This window comes from Paracrocinitomix mangrovi (assembly GCF_019740355.2).
Lineage (GTDB): Bacteria > Bacteroidota > Bacteroidia > Flavobacteriales_D > Crocinitomicaceae > Paracrocinitomix > Paracrocinitomix mangrovi.
Genome location: NZ_CP091819.1, coordinates 1958800 through 1973746, shown reverse-complemented (window position 1 = coordinate 1973746; position 14947 = coordinate 1958800). Strand labels below are relative to the sequence as shown.

Annotated in this window: 16 protein-coding genes; 15 read left to right on the top strand and 1 reads right to left on the bottom strand. The window is 34.4% G+C overall.

Going from position 1 to position 14947, the window contains the following annotated elements:
• The 3 genes from K6119_RS08875 (at position 1) to K6119_RS08865 (ending at position 2373) form a co-directional block, all read left to right on the top strand.
• On the top strand, positions 1–1110 hold the full coding sequence (locus K6119_RS08875; RefSeq protein WP_221838369.1) for a hypothetical protein: 1110 nt from the start codon (positions 1–3) through the stop codon (positions 1108–1110).
• Between the two features lie 5 nt (positions 1111–1115).
• Positions 1116–1712, top strand: coding sequence for a DUF1684 domain-containing protein (locus K6119_RS08870; protein WP_237828143.1), 597 nt, complete (start codon positions 1116–1118; stop codon positions 1710–1712).
• Between the two features lie 106 nt (positions 1713–1818).
• Entirely contained in the window at positions 1819–2373 is a 555-nt protein-coding gene (locus K6119_RS08865; RefSeq protein ID WP_221838364.1) for a thioredoxin family protein, read from the top strand.
• Here the strand turns inward: K6119_RS08865 and K6119_RS08860 are convergent, their stop codons facing one another.
• Entirely contained in the window at positions 2374–3375 is a 1002-nt protein-coding gene (locus tag K6119_RS08860; RefSeq protein ID WP_221838363.1) for an NAD(P)H-dependent glycerol-3-phosphate dehydrogenase, read from the bottom strand.
• Between the two features lie 118 nt (positions 3376–3493).
• Between K6119_RS08860 and K6119_RS08855 the strand changes: the two genes are divergently transcribed.
• From K6119_RS08855 to K6119_RS08800, 12 genes are all read left to right on the top strand, one after another.
• The gene (locus K6119_RS08855) at positions 3494–4405 is read left to right on the top strand and encodes a LytR/AlgR family response regulator transcription factor (RefSeq protein ID WP_221838362.1); all 912 of its coding nucleotides are present in this window, start codon (positions 3494–3496) and stop codon (positions 4403–4405) included.
• Positions 4406–4420: 15 nt separating this feature from the next.
• On the top strand, positions 4421–5287 hold the full coding sequence (locus K6119_RS08850; RefSeq protein ID WP_221838361.1) for a MerR family transcriptional regulator: 867 nt from the start codon (positions 4421–4423) through the stop codon (positions 5285–5287).
• A 200-nt stretch (positions 5288–5487) separates the two neighbouring features.
• Positions 5488–5976: an RNA polymerase sigma factor gene (locus K6119_RS08845; protein WP_221838360.1), complete on the top strand. Its 489-nt coding sequence runs from the start codon at positions 5488–5490 to the stop codon at positions 5974–5976.
• Complete coding sequence (locus K6119_RS08840; RefSeq protein ID WP_221838358.1) at positions 5973–7439, top strand: phytoene desaturase family protein; 1467 nt, start codon at positions 5973–5975, stop codon at positions 7437–7439. Before K6119_RS08845 ends, K6119_RS08840 begins: the two co-directional genes overlap by 4 nt.
• Complete coding sequence (locus K6119_RS08835) at positions 7436–8272, top strand: phytoene/squalene synthase family protein (protein ID WP_221838356.1); 837 nt, start codon at positions 7436–7438, stop codon at positions 8270–8272. The genes K6119_RS08840 and K6119_RS08835 overlap by 4 nt, the downstream gene beginning before the upstream one ends.
• A gap of 47 nt (positions 8273–8319) precedes the next feature.
• Positions 8320–8706, top strand: a complete 387-nt coding sequence (locus tag K6119_RS08830) for a hypothetical protein (RefSeq protein ID WP_221838354.1) — start codon at positions 8320–8322, stop codon at positions 8704–8706.
• Positions 8703–10184 carry a phytoene desaturase family protein gene (locus K6119_RS08825; protein WP_221838352.1) on the top strand — a complete coding sequence of 494 codons (1482 nt, stop codon included), beginning with the start codon at positions 8703–8705 and terminating at the stop codon, positions 10182–10184. Before K6119_RS08830 ends, K6119_RS08825 begins: the two co-directional genes overlap by 4 nt.
• On the top strand, positions 10177–10788 hold the full coding sequence (locus K6119_RS08820; RefSeq protein WP_221838351.1) for a carotenoid biosynthesis protein: 612 nt from the start codon (positions 10177–10179) through the stop codon (positions 10786–10788). Before K6119_RS08825 ends, K6119_RS08820 begins: the two co-directional genes overlap by 8 nt.
• Before the next feature lies 1 nt (position 10789).
• A complete protein-coding gene (locus K6119_RS08815) occupies positions 10790–11239 on the top strand; it encodes a sterol desaturase family protein (protein ID WP_221838349.1) in 450 nt (149 codons plus the stop codon).
• Positions 11236–11928, top strand: coding sequence for a lycopene cyclase domain-containing protein (locus tag K6119_RS08810; RefSeq protein ID WP_221838347.1), 693 nt, complete (start codon positions 11236–11238; stop codon positions 11926–11928). Before K6119_RS08815 ends, K6119_RS08810 begins: the two co-directional genes overlap by 4 nt.
• Before the next feature lie 33 nt (positions 11929–11961).
• Positions 11962–12429 carry a hypothetical protein gene (locus K6119_RS08805; RefSeq protein ID WP_237828142.1) on the top strand — a complete coding sequence of 156 codons (468 nt, stop codon included), beginning with the start codon at positions 11962–11964 and terminating at the stop codon, positions 12427–12429.
• Positions 12430–12588: 159 nt separating this feature from the next.
• Positions 12589–14946 carry a TonB-dependent receptor gene (locus K6119_RS08800; RefSeq protein ID WP_221838343.1) on the top strand — a complete coding sequence of 786 codons (2358 nt, stop codon included), beginning with the start codon at positions 12589–12591 and terminating at the stop codon, positions 14944–14946.
• The last annotated feature ends 1 nt before the right edge of the window (position 14947 follow it).

Below are 14947 nucleotides of genomic sequence, written 5' to 3'. Positions count from 1 at the left end.
ATGAGTGAGGAAGAAGAAAGATACCAGGAAGAAGAAGGTATGAACGAAGGAAATGAAGGAAACGGTTTAAATTACGGTGAAGAGGAAGAAGAAGGTGGTGCATTTATCGATACTTCAGCTGCACGCTCATCTGATAATCCACCACCACCACCTCCAAAGGAAAAAAAGAGGAGAGATGGTTTTTACATTATCGTGATTATCATGATGCTGTTAGCAGGAGGTTTCCTTGGATGGAAATTATCTGAGAAAAATGATATCATCAATCAATGTCAAAATGAACGTGATGAATTATTGGTAGAGTTGGATGACTTGAACAATATGATGTATGAGCAAGGGTTAGATGTTGGTGAAGATGTAAAACATAATCTTGAAAACATGTTAGTAATGTACGATCAAATGAAGGTTGACAATGCTGATATGAATGACAGTATCACTGCTCAAAAAGATAAAATTCAACAGTTAATGGTTGAGTTAGAAGATGCAAAAGGAGATAAATCAAGATATGCTAGTAAGGTTAGAAAGCTTGAAAAAGAAACGCAAGTGCTGAGATCAATCATGAAGGATTATATCCGAACAATTGATTCATTAAACGTTGCTAACGGTATTTTAACTGAAAGCTTGGATAAAACGTTAAAAGATCTTGAAAAAACTCAAGATAACTTAAACACAGTATCACAAGAAAGAGATCAGGCAATTGAAAAAGTAAATGCAGGATCTAAATTAGTGGCAACTGGATTTACTACTACAGGTATTAAAGAAAGAAGCAGTGGGTCTTTTAAAGAAACTACCCGTGCAAATGCTAGTACACATATCCGCTCTTGTTTTACAGTTAATGATAATGCTATCGCAAATGCCGGAAACAAGGTGCTGTATATGCGTATTATTTCACCAAGCGGAACTGTCTTAAATTCGAGTCCAAATAATACCTTCACTACAGAAGGAGGACAGAACCTTATTTATTCAGATAAGAAGACAATTAACTACCAAAACCAGTCAACTGATGTGTGTGTGTTCTATGAGTTAGTTACTGATGCTGACAAAGGAAACTACATTGCTGAAATCTGGGCTGACGGTGTAAAAATTGGACAAGATAACTTCGTATTGAAGTAAAAAAAATGAAGCTTTTTAGCTTAACAATAATATTGATATCCTCTGTTTGGGCAATTGCTCAGACAGAGGATTCTTTGTTTTTAGAGGTAAAAACTTTTCAAAAAGAGCAAAACGAGCATTATTGGGATAAAGAACAATCACCTTTAAAAAAGAAAGAAAGAAAAAAGTTTAAAGGGCATAATTTCTTTGAAATTGACCTGAATTATAGGGTCAATGCACGTGTTGAGGTTTTAGAAAATCAAGACACTATTGTAATGCCAACTTCAGCCGGAACTGAAAAAAAATATTTGAGATACGCAAAATTGCATTTTGTTATTGACAGTGCTTCTTATGTTTTAACGGCCTATATGAGTGCAAAACTGCAGTATCAAGATTATTTATTTATTCCATTTACAGATCAAACTTCGGGGAATGAAACCTATGGTGGAGGAAGATATTTAGACATTGAAGTTCCGCAAAATGATTCGGTAATTATTAATTTCAATTTGGCCTATAATCCCTATTGCGCGTACACTTCCGGATGGTTTTGCCCTTTTCCTCCTGCCGAGAATAATTTGAATGTCGCTATAAAAGCAGGACTTATGGCACCTGATTTGCATTGATTGTAATCCTAAAACCTTCTGTATTTGAATTTTAACAAAATTTTAACAGACGAAAGCTGAGTTCTTACGTCTTTCAAATACAGTCAAAAATTTGTAAGTTTACCATATGAAAAGAGCAATAGTTGTAAGTTTTTTGGCATTAGTAGGAGTTGTAACACTTTCGTTTCAGTCTAATACAGCCAAAGTTCAGGATGATAAAGAAAAAGAAAAATTAACCTGGTATACAGACTTAGGGGAGGCAGATAAAGTCTCTGATGAAACAGGGAAACCAATTTTTGGATTCTTTACCGGAAGTGATTGGTGTGGTTGGTGCATTAAATTGCAAAACAACGTATTTGCGAAAGAGGCTTTCATTAAATGGGCCAAAGAAGAGGTTGTTTTGCTGGAGCTTGATTTTCCAAGAAGAAAACAATTGCCGGCTGAACAAGCAAAGCAAAATAGAGAATTGCAACAAGCATTTAAAGTAACTGGTTATCCTACAATCTGGATGTTTTATGCAGATAAAGATGCTGTTACAAATAAGTATCAATTAACAGCTATCGGAAAATTAGGGTATCCTTCTGGTCCTGGAGTTGTTGCTGGAAAAGAGGAAGAAAAGTTTTTGAAAGATGCTAATAAGATTTTAGAAGCTGACGCTAAAACAAAAGCTAATAAAAAGTAATTAGCTCATCTTTTCACTTAGAATTCTCATTTCAATAAAAGGAGAAATTTTTTCGTAGATTATATTGTTTACTGCCTCTAAAATTGGCATTTCAACACCATATTCTTTGTTAATTTCTACAATACATTTGGTGGCGTAGTATCCTTCAGCGATCATGTCCATCTCTAATTGGGCAATTTTCACAGAGTAGCCTTTACCAATCATATAACCAAATGTTCTATTTCTAGAGAATTTAGAATATGCAGTTACCAACAAGTCACCTAAATAAGCAGATGATTTAACATCACGGTGAATTGGGTTCACTTCATCAATAAAGTTTTCAATTTCTTGAATTGCATTTGATACTAAAACTGATTGAAAGTTATCACCGTAACCTAATCCGGCACAAATTCCGCTGGCAATTGAGTATACGTTTTTCAATACAGCTGAATATTCTGTTCCAAAAATGTCATCAGAAATCGTTGTTTTAATGTATCTGCAATTCAAGCGTTCTTCCATGTATTCTGCCAGATCTTCATCCTGTGAAGCAATTGTTAGGTAGGATAAACGCTCTAATGCAACTTCTTCTGCATGACAAGGACCACAAATAATTCCAATGTTCTCGTAAGGAACTTCAAGATGCTTGTGATAATATTGACCCGGAATTTCATTTACTTCTGGGATAATACCTTTTACAGCAGAAAAAATTGACTTGTTCTTTAGTTTCTCTTTTGGAAAATCGTGAAACAAGTTGTGTAAGTAGGCAGATGGTGTTGCGATAATCAGAATTTCTGAAGGCTCTACAACTTCCATAATATCAGTACTCACATTAATTCTGTCCAAATCAAATTCAACAGATTGAAGATATTTTGGATTGTGCTTGAACTTTAAAAGATGTTCAGCCGAACTTTCATTATGCATCCACCAATTGATGACGTGTTCCTGATTGGTCAATATCTTAACCAATGCAGTAGCCCAGCTACCACCACCTATGACACCTATTGTTTTATGGATTTCTGACATAAATTGCTACTTCTTCAAGCACTTTTTTACCGTCTGGCAAAGAAGAACAAAAATATAAAAATAAACCAACAACAGATTTCAGTTTGCGTTTATATCAAAGCAGCTATCTTTGTATTAAATGATTAAGTGGCTAAATAAACCATATCCCTTTCTTTTAGAGGAGAGATCTACAAGATTGCGCGTAGCTTTATTTGTGTTTATTTTTGTGTTCACTTTTCTTGCTGTTTTTCAGCCATTTGAGTTCAAAGATGTCATTGGGACAAACTTTTACATAGCTTGTTTAGCGTATGGTTTAACCAGTGCAATTGTGTCATTTTTTTTCTGTTCAATTATTACCGGATTTTTTCCATCATTTGCCAATGAAAAAACATGGACAATTGGAAAAGAAATTCTAATGATGAATGGAATTTTATTGTCTATCAGTTTTGCTAATCTCATTGTAGGATATGCTGTTGAATTTCATTCACAACAAAATTGTCCGTTTTGGCAATGCATGTTAGATGACATTATTCATACCTATTCAATTGGCGTATTCCCGGTTATGGTGATCAATTTTACCAGTTACACTGTGATGCTTAAAAGAAATCTTTCAAAAGTAGAAGAACACAATGTGCAGCTGCATGATAGAAAGCCTGTGGTTTATGTTGAAATGCCTTCAAATCTGGTATTGACTTCTCCTGCCAATAACAATGACATAGAAATTGATTTGTCTAAACTATTATATATAATGGCGGATGGTAACTATGTCGAATTTTATTTGGAAGATGCAGGTGATGTTAAAAGAGAGATTAAAAGAAATACGCTTAATAATATTGTGGCTCAGTTAGAGGATTATGACTTTTTGTTTAGATCTCATAGAGCATATATTGTAAATTTGAATCGGGTTGTTGAAAGTACAGGGAATGCTCAAGGATATCAATTAAAACTGGACATTGGAGATTTTACTGTGCCTGTTTCAAGAACTAAATTGAGAGAATTTGACAACATTTTAAAAAGTAAACAAAATTTGCTCGAACAATATTCGGCTTAACTTGTTTATCCTGTTATGGCAAAGTATTCGATAAAGGACTTAGAGAATTTTACCAAGATCAAAGCGCACACATTGCGTATTTGGGAACAACGCTATAATTTGTTGAATCCTCAGAGAACAGATACGAATATCAGATACTATTCAGATAGAGATCTGAAGAAAATTCTCAATATTAATCTTTTGTACAGTAACGGCTTAAAGATTTCTAAGATTGCCAAGCTTACAGAGGAAGAGTTATTTCAAAAGGCCTCTGAAATTTTAATATCTGAGGATACTTCATATCCGGATGAGGTAAACAAGTTTGTTACTTATGTAATGGAATTGGATGACCTTTCTATACAACAATCTCTAAATAAGTTGGTAGATAAAATTGGCATGGAGCGCATGTATTCTGAAATATTGGTTCCATTGCTTGAGAAAATTGGAACGCTTTGGCAAGTAGATGCCATTTCAGTTTCTCATGAGCATTTTGTGTCAAATCTAATTCGGGAATTTTTAATCGTCAGAATTGATAAAGTGCCAATAGCAACTTCTGCCAGGGCAAAGGTTGTCTTGTTTTTGCATGAAGGAGAGAAACATGAATTGAGCTTATTGTTTTACTATTATATACTAAAAAGCCGAGCTTATGATTGCTTTTATCTAGGGCAATCAGTCCCAATGCGTGACCTAAAAACATTTGTGAAAGAAATCAAGCCGGATTATTTAATTACAAGCTTCATTGCTGAAACTTCTGAAGATGAAATTGCTGCCTTTTTCAATGAGGTAAGTGCATTTTTTGACCTCCGTAAAATATATGCAGGAGGATATCAATTAGTAAATCACAGCAAAGTAGTTCCCAAAGAAATAAATCAAATTCAAGGAATCAACGACATCAATCTCTAAAAGATTGATGTTTTTGTTTAGGCATGGTTCAACAAAAATACATGTTTAAACAATTTTATAAATCACTGTAAAATAAGGGTTAGAAGTATTTATTGTTTTAAAAGTGTTTAACAAAAAAATAAAAAAGTTAAACAAAAACTTGTTTTTATAAATATTTCAACTTTACTTTGTTTAACGAAAAATTAAAAAGATTAAACAAAATGACTGCATTTGAATTTAATTCGCGCGTTATTGCACTGAATGATTTTATATCTCGATTCGCTTTACAATACACAAAGGATGAAGATTTAGCCAAAGACCTGGCGCAAGAAACTATTCTGAAGGCTTTAACAAATAGAGAAAAATTCAGAACCAATACAAATCTTAAAGGATGGCTAAAGGTGATACTGAAAAATACCTTTATCAACTCTTACAGAAAAAAGTCAAATCAAATGATCTCATATAACTCTGAATACTACAGGGTGATGAATGGTAATCCTGATGAATATAAACCGGATGATATTTTAATGACTGATCACATTGAAAAATTGATCAATGATCTAGACCCGGCAATGGCCGAACCATTTAAAATGCATTTTGAAGGTTTCAAATATCATGAGATAGCAGAAGAGTTGGACTTGCCTTTAGGTACTGTTAAAAGTAGAATTCATCAGAGCAGAAAAGTATTAGCTAAAAAAGTAGAAAGATGAAAAAATCGGTTGATGTAATAGGAGCCGGTTTGTCCGGATTATATGCTGCTTGTTATTTGGCTAAAAATGGCTACCAAGTTCGCGTATTCGAAAAAAATGAAAGTGTTGGTGGAAGAAGTCGTGTTTTTGAAGCAGAAGGTTTCACTTTTGATATGGGGCCTTCATGGTATTGGATGCCTGAACTAATTGATAAAATGTTTGAAGATCTTGGTGAAAACAGACAAGATTATTATCAGCTAAAAAGATTGGATCCGGCTTATCGTATTTTTTGGAAAGATCATGAGCCTACAGATATTCCTGCTGACATGCATTCACTTAAAAAATTGTTTGATGGTTTTGAACCAAATGGAGGTGAAAAACTAGAAGCATTTTTGAGTGATGCAAAAACAAAGTATGACATTGCGGTTGACAAATTTCTTTTCAAACCTGGTCTTAAATGGAAAGAGATTGTCAACCTTGGTGTTTTCAAAAGTGCACTTAAACTTGATGTTTTTAAGTCTGTAGACAAGGATGTCTCTAAAAGATTTACATCAGCTCAAGCCAAAGCCATATTAAACTTTCCGGTGCTATTCTTGGGTGAAATGCCTAGTAGAATTCCTTCACTTTATACTTTGATGAATCATGCTGATTTGTCATTAGGAACCTGGTATCCAGAAGGTGGAATGAGCGCAACTGCCAAAGCATTAAAAGCTATTGCAGAAAAGCATGGTGTAGAATTTCATCTTAACGCACCACTAAAAAGTGTGGAGGTAGTTAATGATAAAGTGCAAAGTATGTTGGTAGGTAATGAATTGGTTAGCACTGAAAAATTGATTGTAAGTGCAGACTATCATTATGTAGAACAAAATATTTTACCTCCAAAATACCGTTCATACAACGAAAATTATTGGGATTCTCGAAAATTAGCACCTAGCTCCTTGATTTTTTACCTGGGAGTAGATAAAAAAATTGATCATCTGCAGCATCACAATTTGTTTTTTGATGAGGATTTAATGGCACATGGTGAAACAATTTACAAATCAAAGTCGTGGCCAACATCTCCTTTGTTCTACGTATGCGCTCCTTCAAAAACTGATGGAGATGTTGCGCCTGAAGGAAAAGAGAATCTTTTTGTTTTGATACCGGTTGCTCCTGATTTAGACGATAATCAAGAAATAAGAGATCGGTATCTACAAATTGTAATTAATCGAATTAAAAAACACACTGGAGTAGATATTACAGATCATATAATCTACAAAAGAGACTATTGTGTTTCTGACTTTAAACAAGATTACAATGCTTATAAGGGGAATGCTTATGGTTTGGCAAATACCCTTAAACAAACGGCTAATCTCAAACCAAAAATTAAATCAAAATTGAACAATCTCAACTATTGTGGGCAATTGACAGTTCCCGGACCTGGAGTTCCTCCAGCATTAATTTCCGGACAGTTGGCCGCCTCACAAATCATCTTAAGCAAATGAAACAGTTATATGACCAATACAGCTTTTTGGCATCAAAGTATGTGACCAAAAAGTACAGTACATCATTTTATACAGGAGTGATGTTTTTAGATCATAAAATCAGAAATGATATTCATGCCATTTATGGGTTTGTGCGTCTGGCAGATGAAATTGTAGATTCATTTCACGATTATAATAAACAAGAGTTGTTGGATGAATTTAAAGCTGATACTTACAAGGCAATTGATCAAAAAATATCCTTGAATCCTGTTTTGCATTCATTCCAATATACGGTAAATGAATATCAAATAGATCGTGATTTAATTGATCAGTTTCTACATTCAATGGAGATGGATTTAAATCCATTGGATTATGATCAAAATAAATATGAAGAGTACATTTTAGGATCTGCTGAGGTTGTTGGCTTAATGTGCCTAAAGGTTTTTGTTTATGGTGATCAAGAAAAATATGATGAATTAAAACCTTATGCCATGAAGTTGGGCTCGGCTTTTCAAAAAATCAACTTCCTAAGAGATTTAAAGGCAGATGTTGAAGGATTGGGTAGAGTGTATTTCCCAAATATTGGTGATGAAGGAATCACTCCGGAGAATAAACTTAAAATTGAAAGAGAAATTGAAGAGGAGTTCAACTTTGCCTACAAAGGGATATTAAAGCTTCCTAAATCTTCAAGATTTGGAGTTTATGTGAGTTACGTTTATTACACAAAGTTGTTGGCTAAAATCAAACGTAAAACAACGCAGGAACTTATGTCTGACAGAATTAGGGTAAGTAACAAAAGAAAGGCCTTTTTGTTTGCTAAGTCATATTTCAGAAACTCAATAAATCTGTTGTGATAATATTTACATTGATAATGGCACTAAATACAGTCAATTTGGATAATATGAGAGAGCTATTTACCAAAATTGATCAGGAAGAAGCTATCAATGACAAATTATTAAAGCTTTCATCTAATTATACTATGGACTATTCGCCTGAGGCGTATGCTTATCATGCAGCTGCCACTATGACAAAAGCAAATTACGTTTTTTGGCCGGGTACCAAGCTGTCGTATTTCAATGAAGGCAAGGCTGAGTTGGAGAAAGTGATAAAAAAGTATCCGCAGAATATTGAACTCAGGTTTATTAGATACGCAGTTCAAAAAGGATCACCTTCGTTTTTGTTTTATAGTGACAGCATGGAAGGTGATAAAAAGTTAATTCAAGAAAAACTGGACAATTCAGATTATCCTGAATCCTTTAAAAAAATAATAAGAGCTACAATAAAATGAGCAGTGCTGTAAAATATGACACAGTTGTTATTGGTGGAGGGATTTCTGGAATAGCTGCAGCTTTAAGGAGAAAGGCTAAAGGAGAATCCGTTTTATTGTTGGAGAAAAACGAAAAACTTGGAGGGAAATTAGATGAGTTGAAATGGAATGGTTACAGATGGGACAAAGGACCTTCTTTGTTTACATTGCCCCATTTAGTTGATGAATTATTTGAATTGTTCGGTAAAAATCCGGCAGACTATTTTAAATACATTACACATTATGAAAACACTAGATATATATTCGGCGACAGAACGAAGCTTACCCTTTTCACTGAAAAGGAAAAAAGGAAAGCATCTTTACAAGAGGTTTTCAGTACTCAAGAGGTGGACGCGGTTGAAAACTATCTCCAAAAGGTCTCCTCAACCTACCAAAGCATTGGAGATCTCTTCATAGATAGACCTAAACTTTCTTTTAAAGATGCCCTAAAACTTGAAGTGGTTAAGCAATATCCAAAAGTGATATCTACTCAAATGATGAGTTCACTAGATGGATACAATCGCAAAACTTTAAAACACCCAAAATTGGTACAATTGTTCAACAGGTTTGGAACATACAATGGGTCAGATCCCTATAAAATGAGTGGTTTGTACAGTATGATTCCGCACCTGGAATTAAACATTGGAACGTATTTTCCAATAGGAGGGATGAGGGCAATTATTAATGCACTTGTGAAATTGTGTCATGAAGTTGGAGTAGATGTAAAGTTGAATCAAACTGACATTGAAGTTGACCAAATTGAAGAGGGTTATTTGGTGAATTTGAAAGATGAATCTGTAAAATCAAAAAACCTGATTTGCTCCATTGATCACCTAAATTTCTACAAAAGTGTTTTAAAAGATAATGCCCTATTCGCCAAACATGCCAAAGAAGAACGTTCAAGTTCAGCAATAGTTTTTTATTGGGCAATTGACAAGCATTTTGATGAAATTGGTTTGCATAACATTCTTTTTTCTGATGATTATAAAAGTGAATTCCATCAATTATTTGATTTGGCCATCACGCCTTTAGAACCTACCATTTACATTCACAATTCATCAGCTATTGAAAAAATGGATGCACCAGAAGGTTGTCAAAATTGGTTTGTGATGATTCATACTCCTGCAGGGATTGAAGTGACAGATCAAATAATGGATAAGGCCAGAGATTTTATCAAAGCCAGAGTAAAGCATTTACTAGATATTGATATTGAAAATCACATTGCATTTGAAGATTCCTGGAACATGCAAAAGGTAGAGAGGGTGACGGGTTCTTATAAAGGTGCTTTATACGGAGGTGCTTTTAACAGTAAATTATCTTCCTTTAAACGACATGGTAATAAAAGTAAAAAGTATAAAAACCTATATTTTACAGGAGGATCAGTACATCCCGGAGGAGGGATTCCGCTTGTGCTTAAATCAGCCAAAATTGTAGATGAATTAATGGATCAAAATGGATAAAGCAATAAAATATTTTCCATTGGCTTTGCTCATATTCCATATGGTTGGAATAGGTATCTTCTTATATTTTAAGCAGGCTCCTGAACTTAGTTTTGTAAATATTTTACTCTCGGCCATTTTGGTTTTTGTCAGTGAAAAGGATCTAAAAAAAGCATTTATTCCTTTTATAATCATTTTCATTTCAGGATTTGTTATTGAGTTGATAGGGGTGCAAACCGGTTATTTATTTGGTGATTACGTATATCATTCTTCAATGGGTCCGCAATTGTTTGGAACACCCCTTATTATTGGTGCAACCTGGTATGCAGTTGTGGCAGGTGCGTCAAGCTTGGCAGTTTTAGTAAAGGGAAGCATGCTGGCCAGAAGTGTTTTAGCGGGAATGTTATCTACTTTAATGGATGTGCTGATTGAACAAGTGGCAGTTAAATATGGCTTTTGGCAATGGGATCAAGGACAAATACCGTTCTTTAATTATGTATGCTGGTTTGCTTTTGCTACTGCATTCTCCTACTTATATTTGAATGTTTCTGCGAGTGGCAACAAAATAGGGCGCTATCTGTTCTTTATTTGGATAGTATTTTTTACAACATTAACTTTCTTTTAAAATGTTAACAGCTTTAACTACAATATTAGCTTTTGGTGCAATGGAATTCATGGCCTGGTTTACTCATAAGTATGTCATGCATGGTTTTTTATGGAAAGTTCATGAAGATCATCATCAACCAAAGCCGGGACCGTTTGAGAAAAATGACCTGTTCTTTCTAATTTATGCTATCCCAAGTTGGTTGTGCATTATGTTAGGAGCAATGAATCAAAATTGGCCGGTTGTGGGGGTAGGAGCAGGAATTGCTTTGTACGGATTAACATATTTCTTGGTACATGATGTGTTAATTCACAGAAGATTTAAATGGTTTGATAATACAAACAATGCCTACTTCAAGGCAATCAGAAAGGCTCATAAAGTACACCATAAAAACAGGTTCAAAGAAGAAGGGAGTTGCTTTGGGATGTTAATTGTGCCCAAAAAATATTTTAAAGAGCAGAAAATTAAATGACCTATCTCTATCTGATTTTAATGCTCGGAACTTTGTTTTTTCCATTGATACTAAGTTTCGATAAAAAAGTAGCCTACTTTAAAAGTTGGAAGTGGTCTTTCTTGTCTTCTATTCTGATAGCAATTCCATATGTTTTGTGGGATGAGTATTTTACTATTGAAGGTATTTGGGGATTCAATCCAAAGTATTTAAGTGGTATTTATTTGGGGCATTTACCCTTGGAGGAAGTTTTGTTTTTTGTAGTAGTTCCATTTGCTTGCACCTTCATTTATGAATGTGTCAAATATTATGTTCAGGTAAAAGGGATAAGGTCCTTCAATCGATTTTTTGCTGTTCTTTTTCTTATCTATTCTATCTTTTTGTACGTCCAAAACATGCAAGGATTTTATACCTTTTCATCTGTTGGTATTGGAATTTTAGTCTTATTTATCTTCCTACGAAAAAATGAGCGCTTTCTATTCTTACCCTTATCATTTCTCATAACCTTAATCCCTTTTTTATTGGTGAATGGAGTCTTAACAGGCGCTATGATTGAAGGTGAAATTGTTTGGTATAATCCTCTTGAGTTTTCAGATTTAAGAATTTGGACCATTCCTATGGAAGACGTTATTTACTCTTGGGGACTGTTGGCATCTAATATGATGCTTTTTCAATGGTTCAAAGATAAATCTGTCAGTTCAAAAGTTTAAATTGTTTACATTTAGTTGATTAATGAACTTGTTGTGGATAGAAAAAAACGCATTCTTTATACCCTTTCCCTTATTGCTTTATTGCTCATCTTGGAGTCTTGTAGACACCGTAGTGGAAACTTGAATCATAGAATTAATCATGGTATCAATCTGTTTTTATTGTCAGCATTGCAGATGTTTAATTTAATATTTGGTATTGTTGGTTTAGTGATGAATGGGGTAGCCATAGGAGGAAAGAGTAAAACTCAAAGGCAAATTGGTGGGTGGTTTACTGCCATTTTTGGTTTATTGTCACTCATAACGTTTGCTTATTTGGCAAATGAAGGACCAGAAGGACCTTTGTTTATGATTCTTTATGGATTTAGTTTTATCATTTTAGTAGTTTCAATTTTGTTGTGGACAAGAGCCGGTAAAGATTTACCAAATGCCCCTCAAAAAGTCCAAAAAACATCAAATCAAAAAATTGAGGATACTGTTTCAGAAGAAGAAGAGATTTACTAAACAATGCCTTCTTGACTCCCAAATTCATTGACTTCTTGATGAGATGCAAACTAAGTTGCTGAATGACAATTCTTTGCATTTTATCACAAATCTTTGTCATTCACCACTTTGAAAAAATATCTTTGTACCCTCGGCGTACATTTGAGTAAAATTTTGGTCATGAACAGATTCATTTTATTCGTATTTATTTTTTCAATTTCAAACAGTTGGTCACAAGAACTTACTCAAACTATTAGAGGAAGCTTAAAAGACAAACAAACCTTTCAGCCAATAATAGGTGCTAAAGTTATTGTAGCAGATGTAGAACCAATTATTGGAGCAGTGACAGATCTAGATGGTAAATTTAGAATTGAAGATGTGCCGGTTGGTCGTCATCAAATTGCAGTTTCATTTGTTGGCTATGAACCAATAGTCTTAAACAACATTGATGTAGGATCCAAAGAAGTGATTCTAAATCTGGAGATGGTTGAATCAGTAGTGATGATGAACAAGGTTGAGGTGAGTGCCAATAAAGAAAAAGGTGAACACATTAACAAGATGGCAACTGTTTCTGTCAGACCATTTTCTATTGAAGAATCAAATAGGTTTGCCGGTTCTTTTAATGATGTTGCAAGGATGGCTCAAAACTTTGCAGGTGTTCAGGGTGCTGATGATTCTAGAAATGACATTGTTATTCGTGGTAACTCTCCAACTGGTGTTTTGTACAGAATGGAGGGGATTGATATCCCAAATCCTAATCACTTTGCGCGTTTCGGAACTACAGGAGGTCCGGTTTCAATGCTCAACAATAACGTTTTAGCTAATTCAGATTTTATGACAGGTGCCTTTCCTGCGGAGTATGGAAATGCGATTGCCGGAGTTTTTGATTTGAAGATGCGAACAGGAAACAACGAAAAACATGAGTTCATGTTCCAAATGGGATTTAATGGAGCAGAATTAATGGCAGAAGGACCAATCAGTAGAAAAACTGGAGCTTCTTATTTGGTTAATTACAGATATTCAACCCTTGCATTGTTCAAATTGATGGGGATAAATTTTGGATCAACTGCTTTACCTAATTATCAAGATGCTTCATTTAAGCTGAATTTTCCTTCTAAAAGAGGATTGACATCCGTTTTTGGAATGGGAGGGCTAAGCTCAATTAATATTTTAGCCGAAGATGCAGATAGTTCAGACCTATTTGCCTTAGACTATAGTAACACCTATTTTAATTCTCAAGTTGGTGTTGTAGGAGGTTCACACCGACAAAGAATTGGTGACAAATCCTACATAAATGCTTCTGTTGCTTTACAAGGGAATATCAATAAAATCAACAATGACACGGTGGATACAGATTACCAAAATCCATTTTTAACCTATCATTCAAATTCCTTTATTGGTAAAGTAGCTTCAGATGTTTATTACAACTACAAAATCAATGCAAAAAATGCTTTTAAAGTTGGCTTGCATACTGATGTTTGGCTTTTGAATTTGAATGATTCAGTGTACGTTAATACATTTGACGCCTTTGAAGTATTGAGATCATATAAAGGAAATACAGTATTGATTCAGCCATATGCTCAATACATGTATAGACCAACAGATAAATGGACATTTAATGCCGGATTTCATACGCAAACTTTGACATTGACAAATGAAACGGTTTTTGAACCACGTTTCGGGGCAGCTTGGGATGTTTCCAAAAAAGACAGAATTTCTGTTGGATATGGATTACACAGTCAAATGCAACCAATTGAAATTTACTACAAGCAATTAGAAGTAAATGGGCAAACCACTTATCCAACCAGAGATTTGAAATTCACTAAAAGTCATCATGCTGTTTTAGGATATCAACACAGGTTTAAATACGGAATCAGGGCAAAGGTGGAAGGGTATTATCAATATCTATATGATGTTCCGGTTACAGTTGAACCAACTACCTTTTCAATGGTAAATTTTGGAGCTGATTTCAATACTTCTTTACCTGATCATCTGGATAATGACGGAACAGCAACCAATTATGGTGTGGAGTTAACTGTAGAGAAATTTCTAGACAAAGGTTTCTACTTTTTAGTTACTTCTTCTCTTTATGAGTCAAAGTATGTTGCTTCAAACGGTTTGGAGTATAATTCGGCTTTCAATGGTAATTTTACTTTTAATGCGCTGGCAGGATACGAATTCAGATTTAAGGAAGGAAAAAGATTTAAAAGTTCCCTTACAATTGATGGGAAATTCACTTACAATGGAGGTAAAAGATTCACGCCTGTTTTGGTAGATGAAAGTATGTTGGCTGGTTATGAAATCAGAGATTGGACCATGACAAATACAGAGAGATATCCTGATTTTATCAAAGGAAATGTAAGAGTAGGGTTTAAAATGGTAGGTAAAAGAGTGACCAATGAATGGGCTTTGGATATGACCAATATTACTAACAGAAGAAACATATTTGTTCAGGAGTTTAATGCACAAACCGGACTGTGGCAAACAACTTATCAAACCGGATTTTTACCAATTTTTCAGTATAGACTTTATTTCTAAT

Bases quoted from the DNA above. Each gene is read 5' to 3' on its own strand.
- K6119_RS08850 (WP_221838361.1), top strand. From the start codon at position 4,421: ATGGCAAAGTATTCGATAAAGGACTTAGAGAATTTTACCAAGATCAAA.
- K6119_RS08845 (WP_221838360.1), top strand. From the start codon at position 5,488: ATGACTGCATTTGAATTTAATTCGCGCGTTATTGCACTGAATGATTTT.
- K6119_RS08840 (WP_221838358.1), top strand. From the start codon at position 5,973: ATGAAAAAATCGGTTGATGTAATAGGAGCCGGTTTGTCCGGATTATAT.
- K6119_RS08835 (WP_221838356.1), top strand. From the start codon at position 7,436: ATGAAACAGTTATATGACCAATACAGCTTTTTGGCATCAAAGTATGTG.
- K6119_RS08825 (WP_221838352.1), top strand. From the start codon at position 8,703: ATGAGCAGTGCTGTAAAATATGACACAGTTGTTATTGGTGGAGGGATT.
- K6119_RS08800 (WP_221838343.1), top strand. From the start codon at position 12,589: ATGAACAGATTCATTTTATTCGTATTTATTTTTTCAATTTCAAACAGT.
- K6119_RS08870 (WP_237828143.1), top strand. From the start codon at position 1,116: ATGAAGCTTTTTAGCTTAACAATAATATTGATATCCTCTGTTTGGGCA.
- K6119_RS08810 (WP_221838347.1), top strand. From the start codon at position 11,236: ATGACCTATCTCTATCTGATTTTAATGCTCGGAACTTTGTTTTTTCCA.
- K6119_RS08830 (WP_221838354.1), top strand. From the start codon at position 8,320: ATGAGAGAGCTATTTACCAAAATTGATCAGGAAGAAGCTATCAATGAC.
- K6119_RS08855 (WP_221838362.1), top strand. From the start codon at position 3,494: ATGATTAAGTGGCTAAATAAACCATATCCCTTTCTTTTAGAGGAGAGA.
- K6119_RS08875 (WP_221838369.1), top strand. From the start codon at position 1: ATGAGTGAGGAAGAAGAAAGATACCAGGAAGAAGAAGGTATGAACGAA.
- K6119_RS08815 (WP_221838349.1), top strand. From the start codon at position 10,790: ATGTTAACAGCTTTAACTACAATATTAGCTTTTGGTGCAATGGAATTC.
- K6119_RS08865 (WP_221838364.1), top strand. From the start codon at position 1,819: ATGAAAAGAGCAATAGTTGTAAGTTTTTTGGCATTAGTAGGAGTTGTA.
- K6119_RS08820 (WP_221838351.1), top strand. From the start codon at position 10,177: ATGGATAAAGCAATAAAATATTTTCCATTGGCTTTGCTCATATTCCAT.
- K6119_RS08860 (WP_221838363.1), bottom strand. From the start codon at position 3,375: ATGTCAGAAATCCATAAAACAATAGGTGTCATAGGTGGTGGTAGCTGG.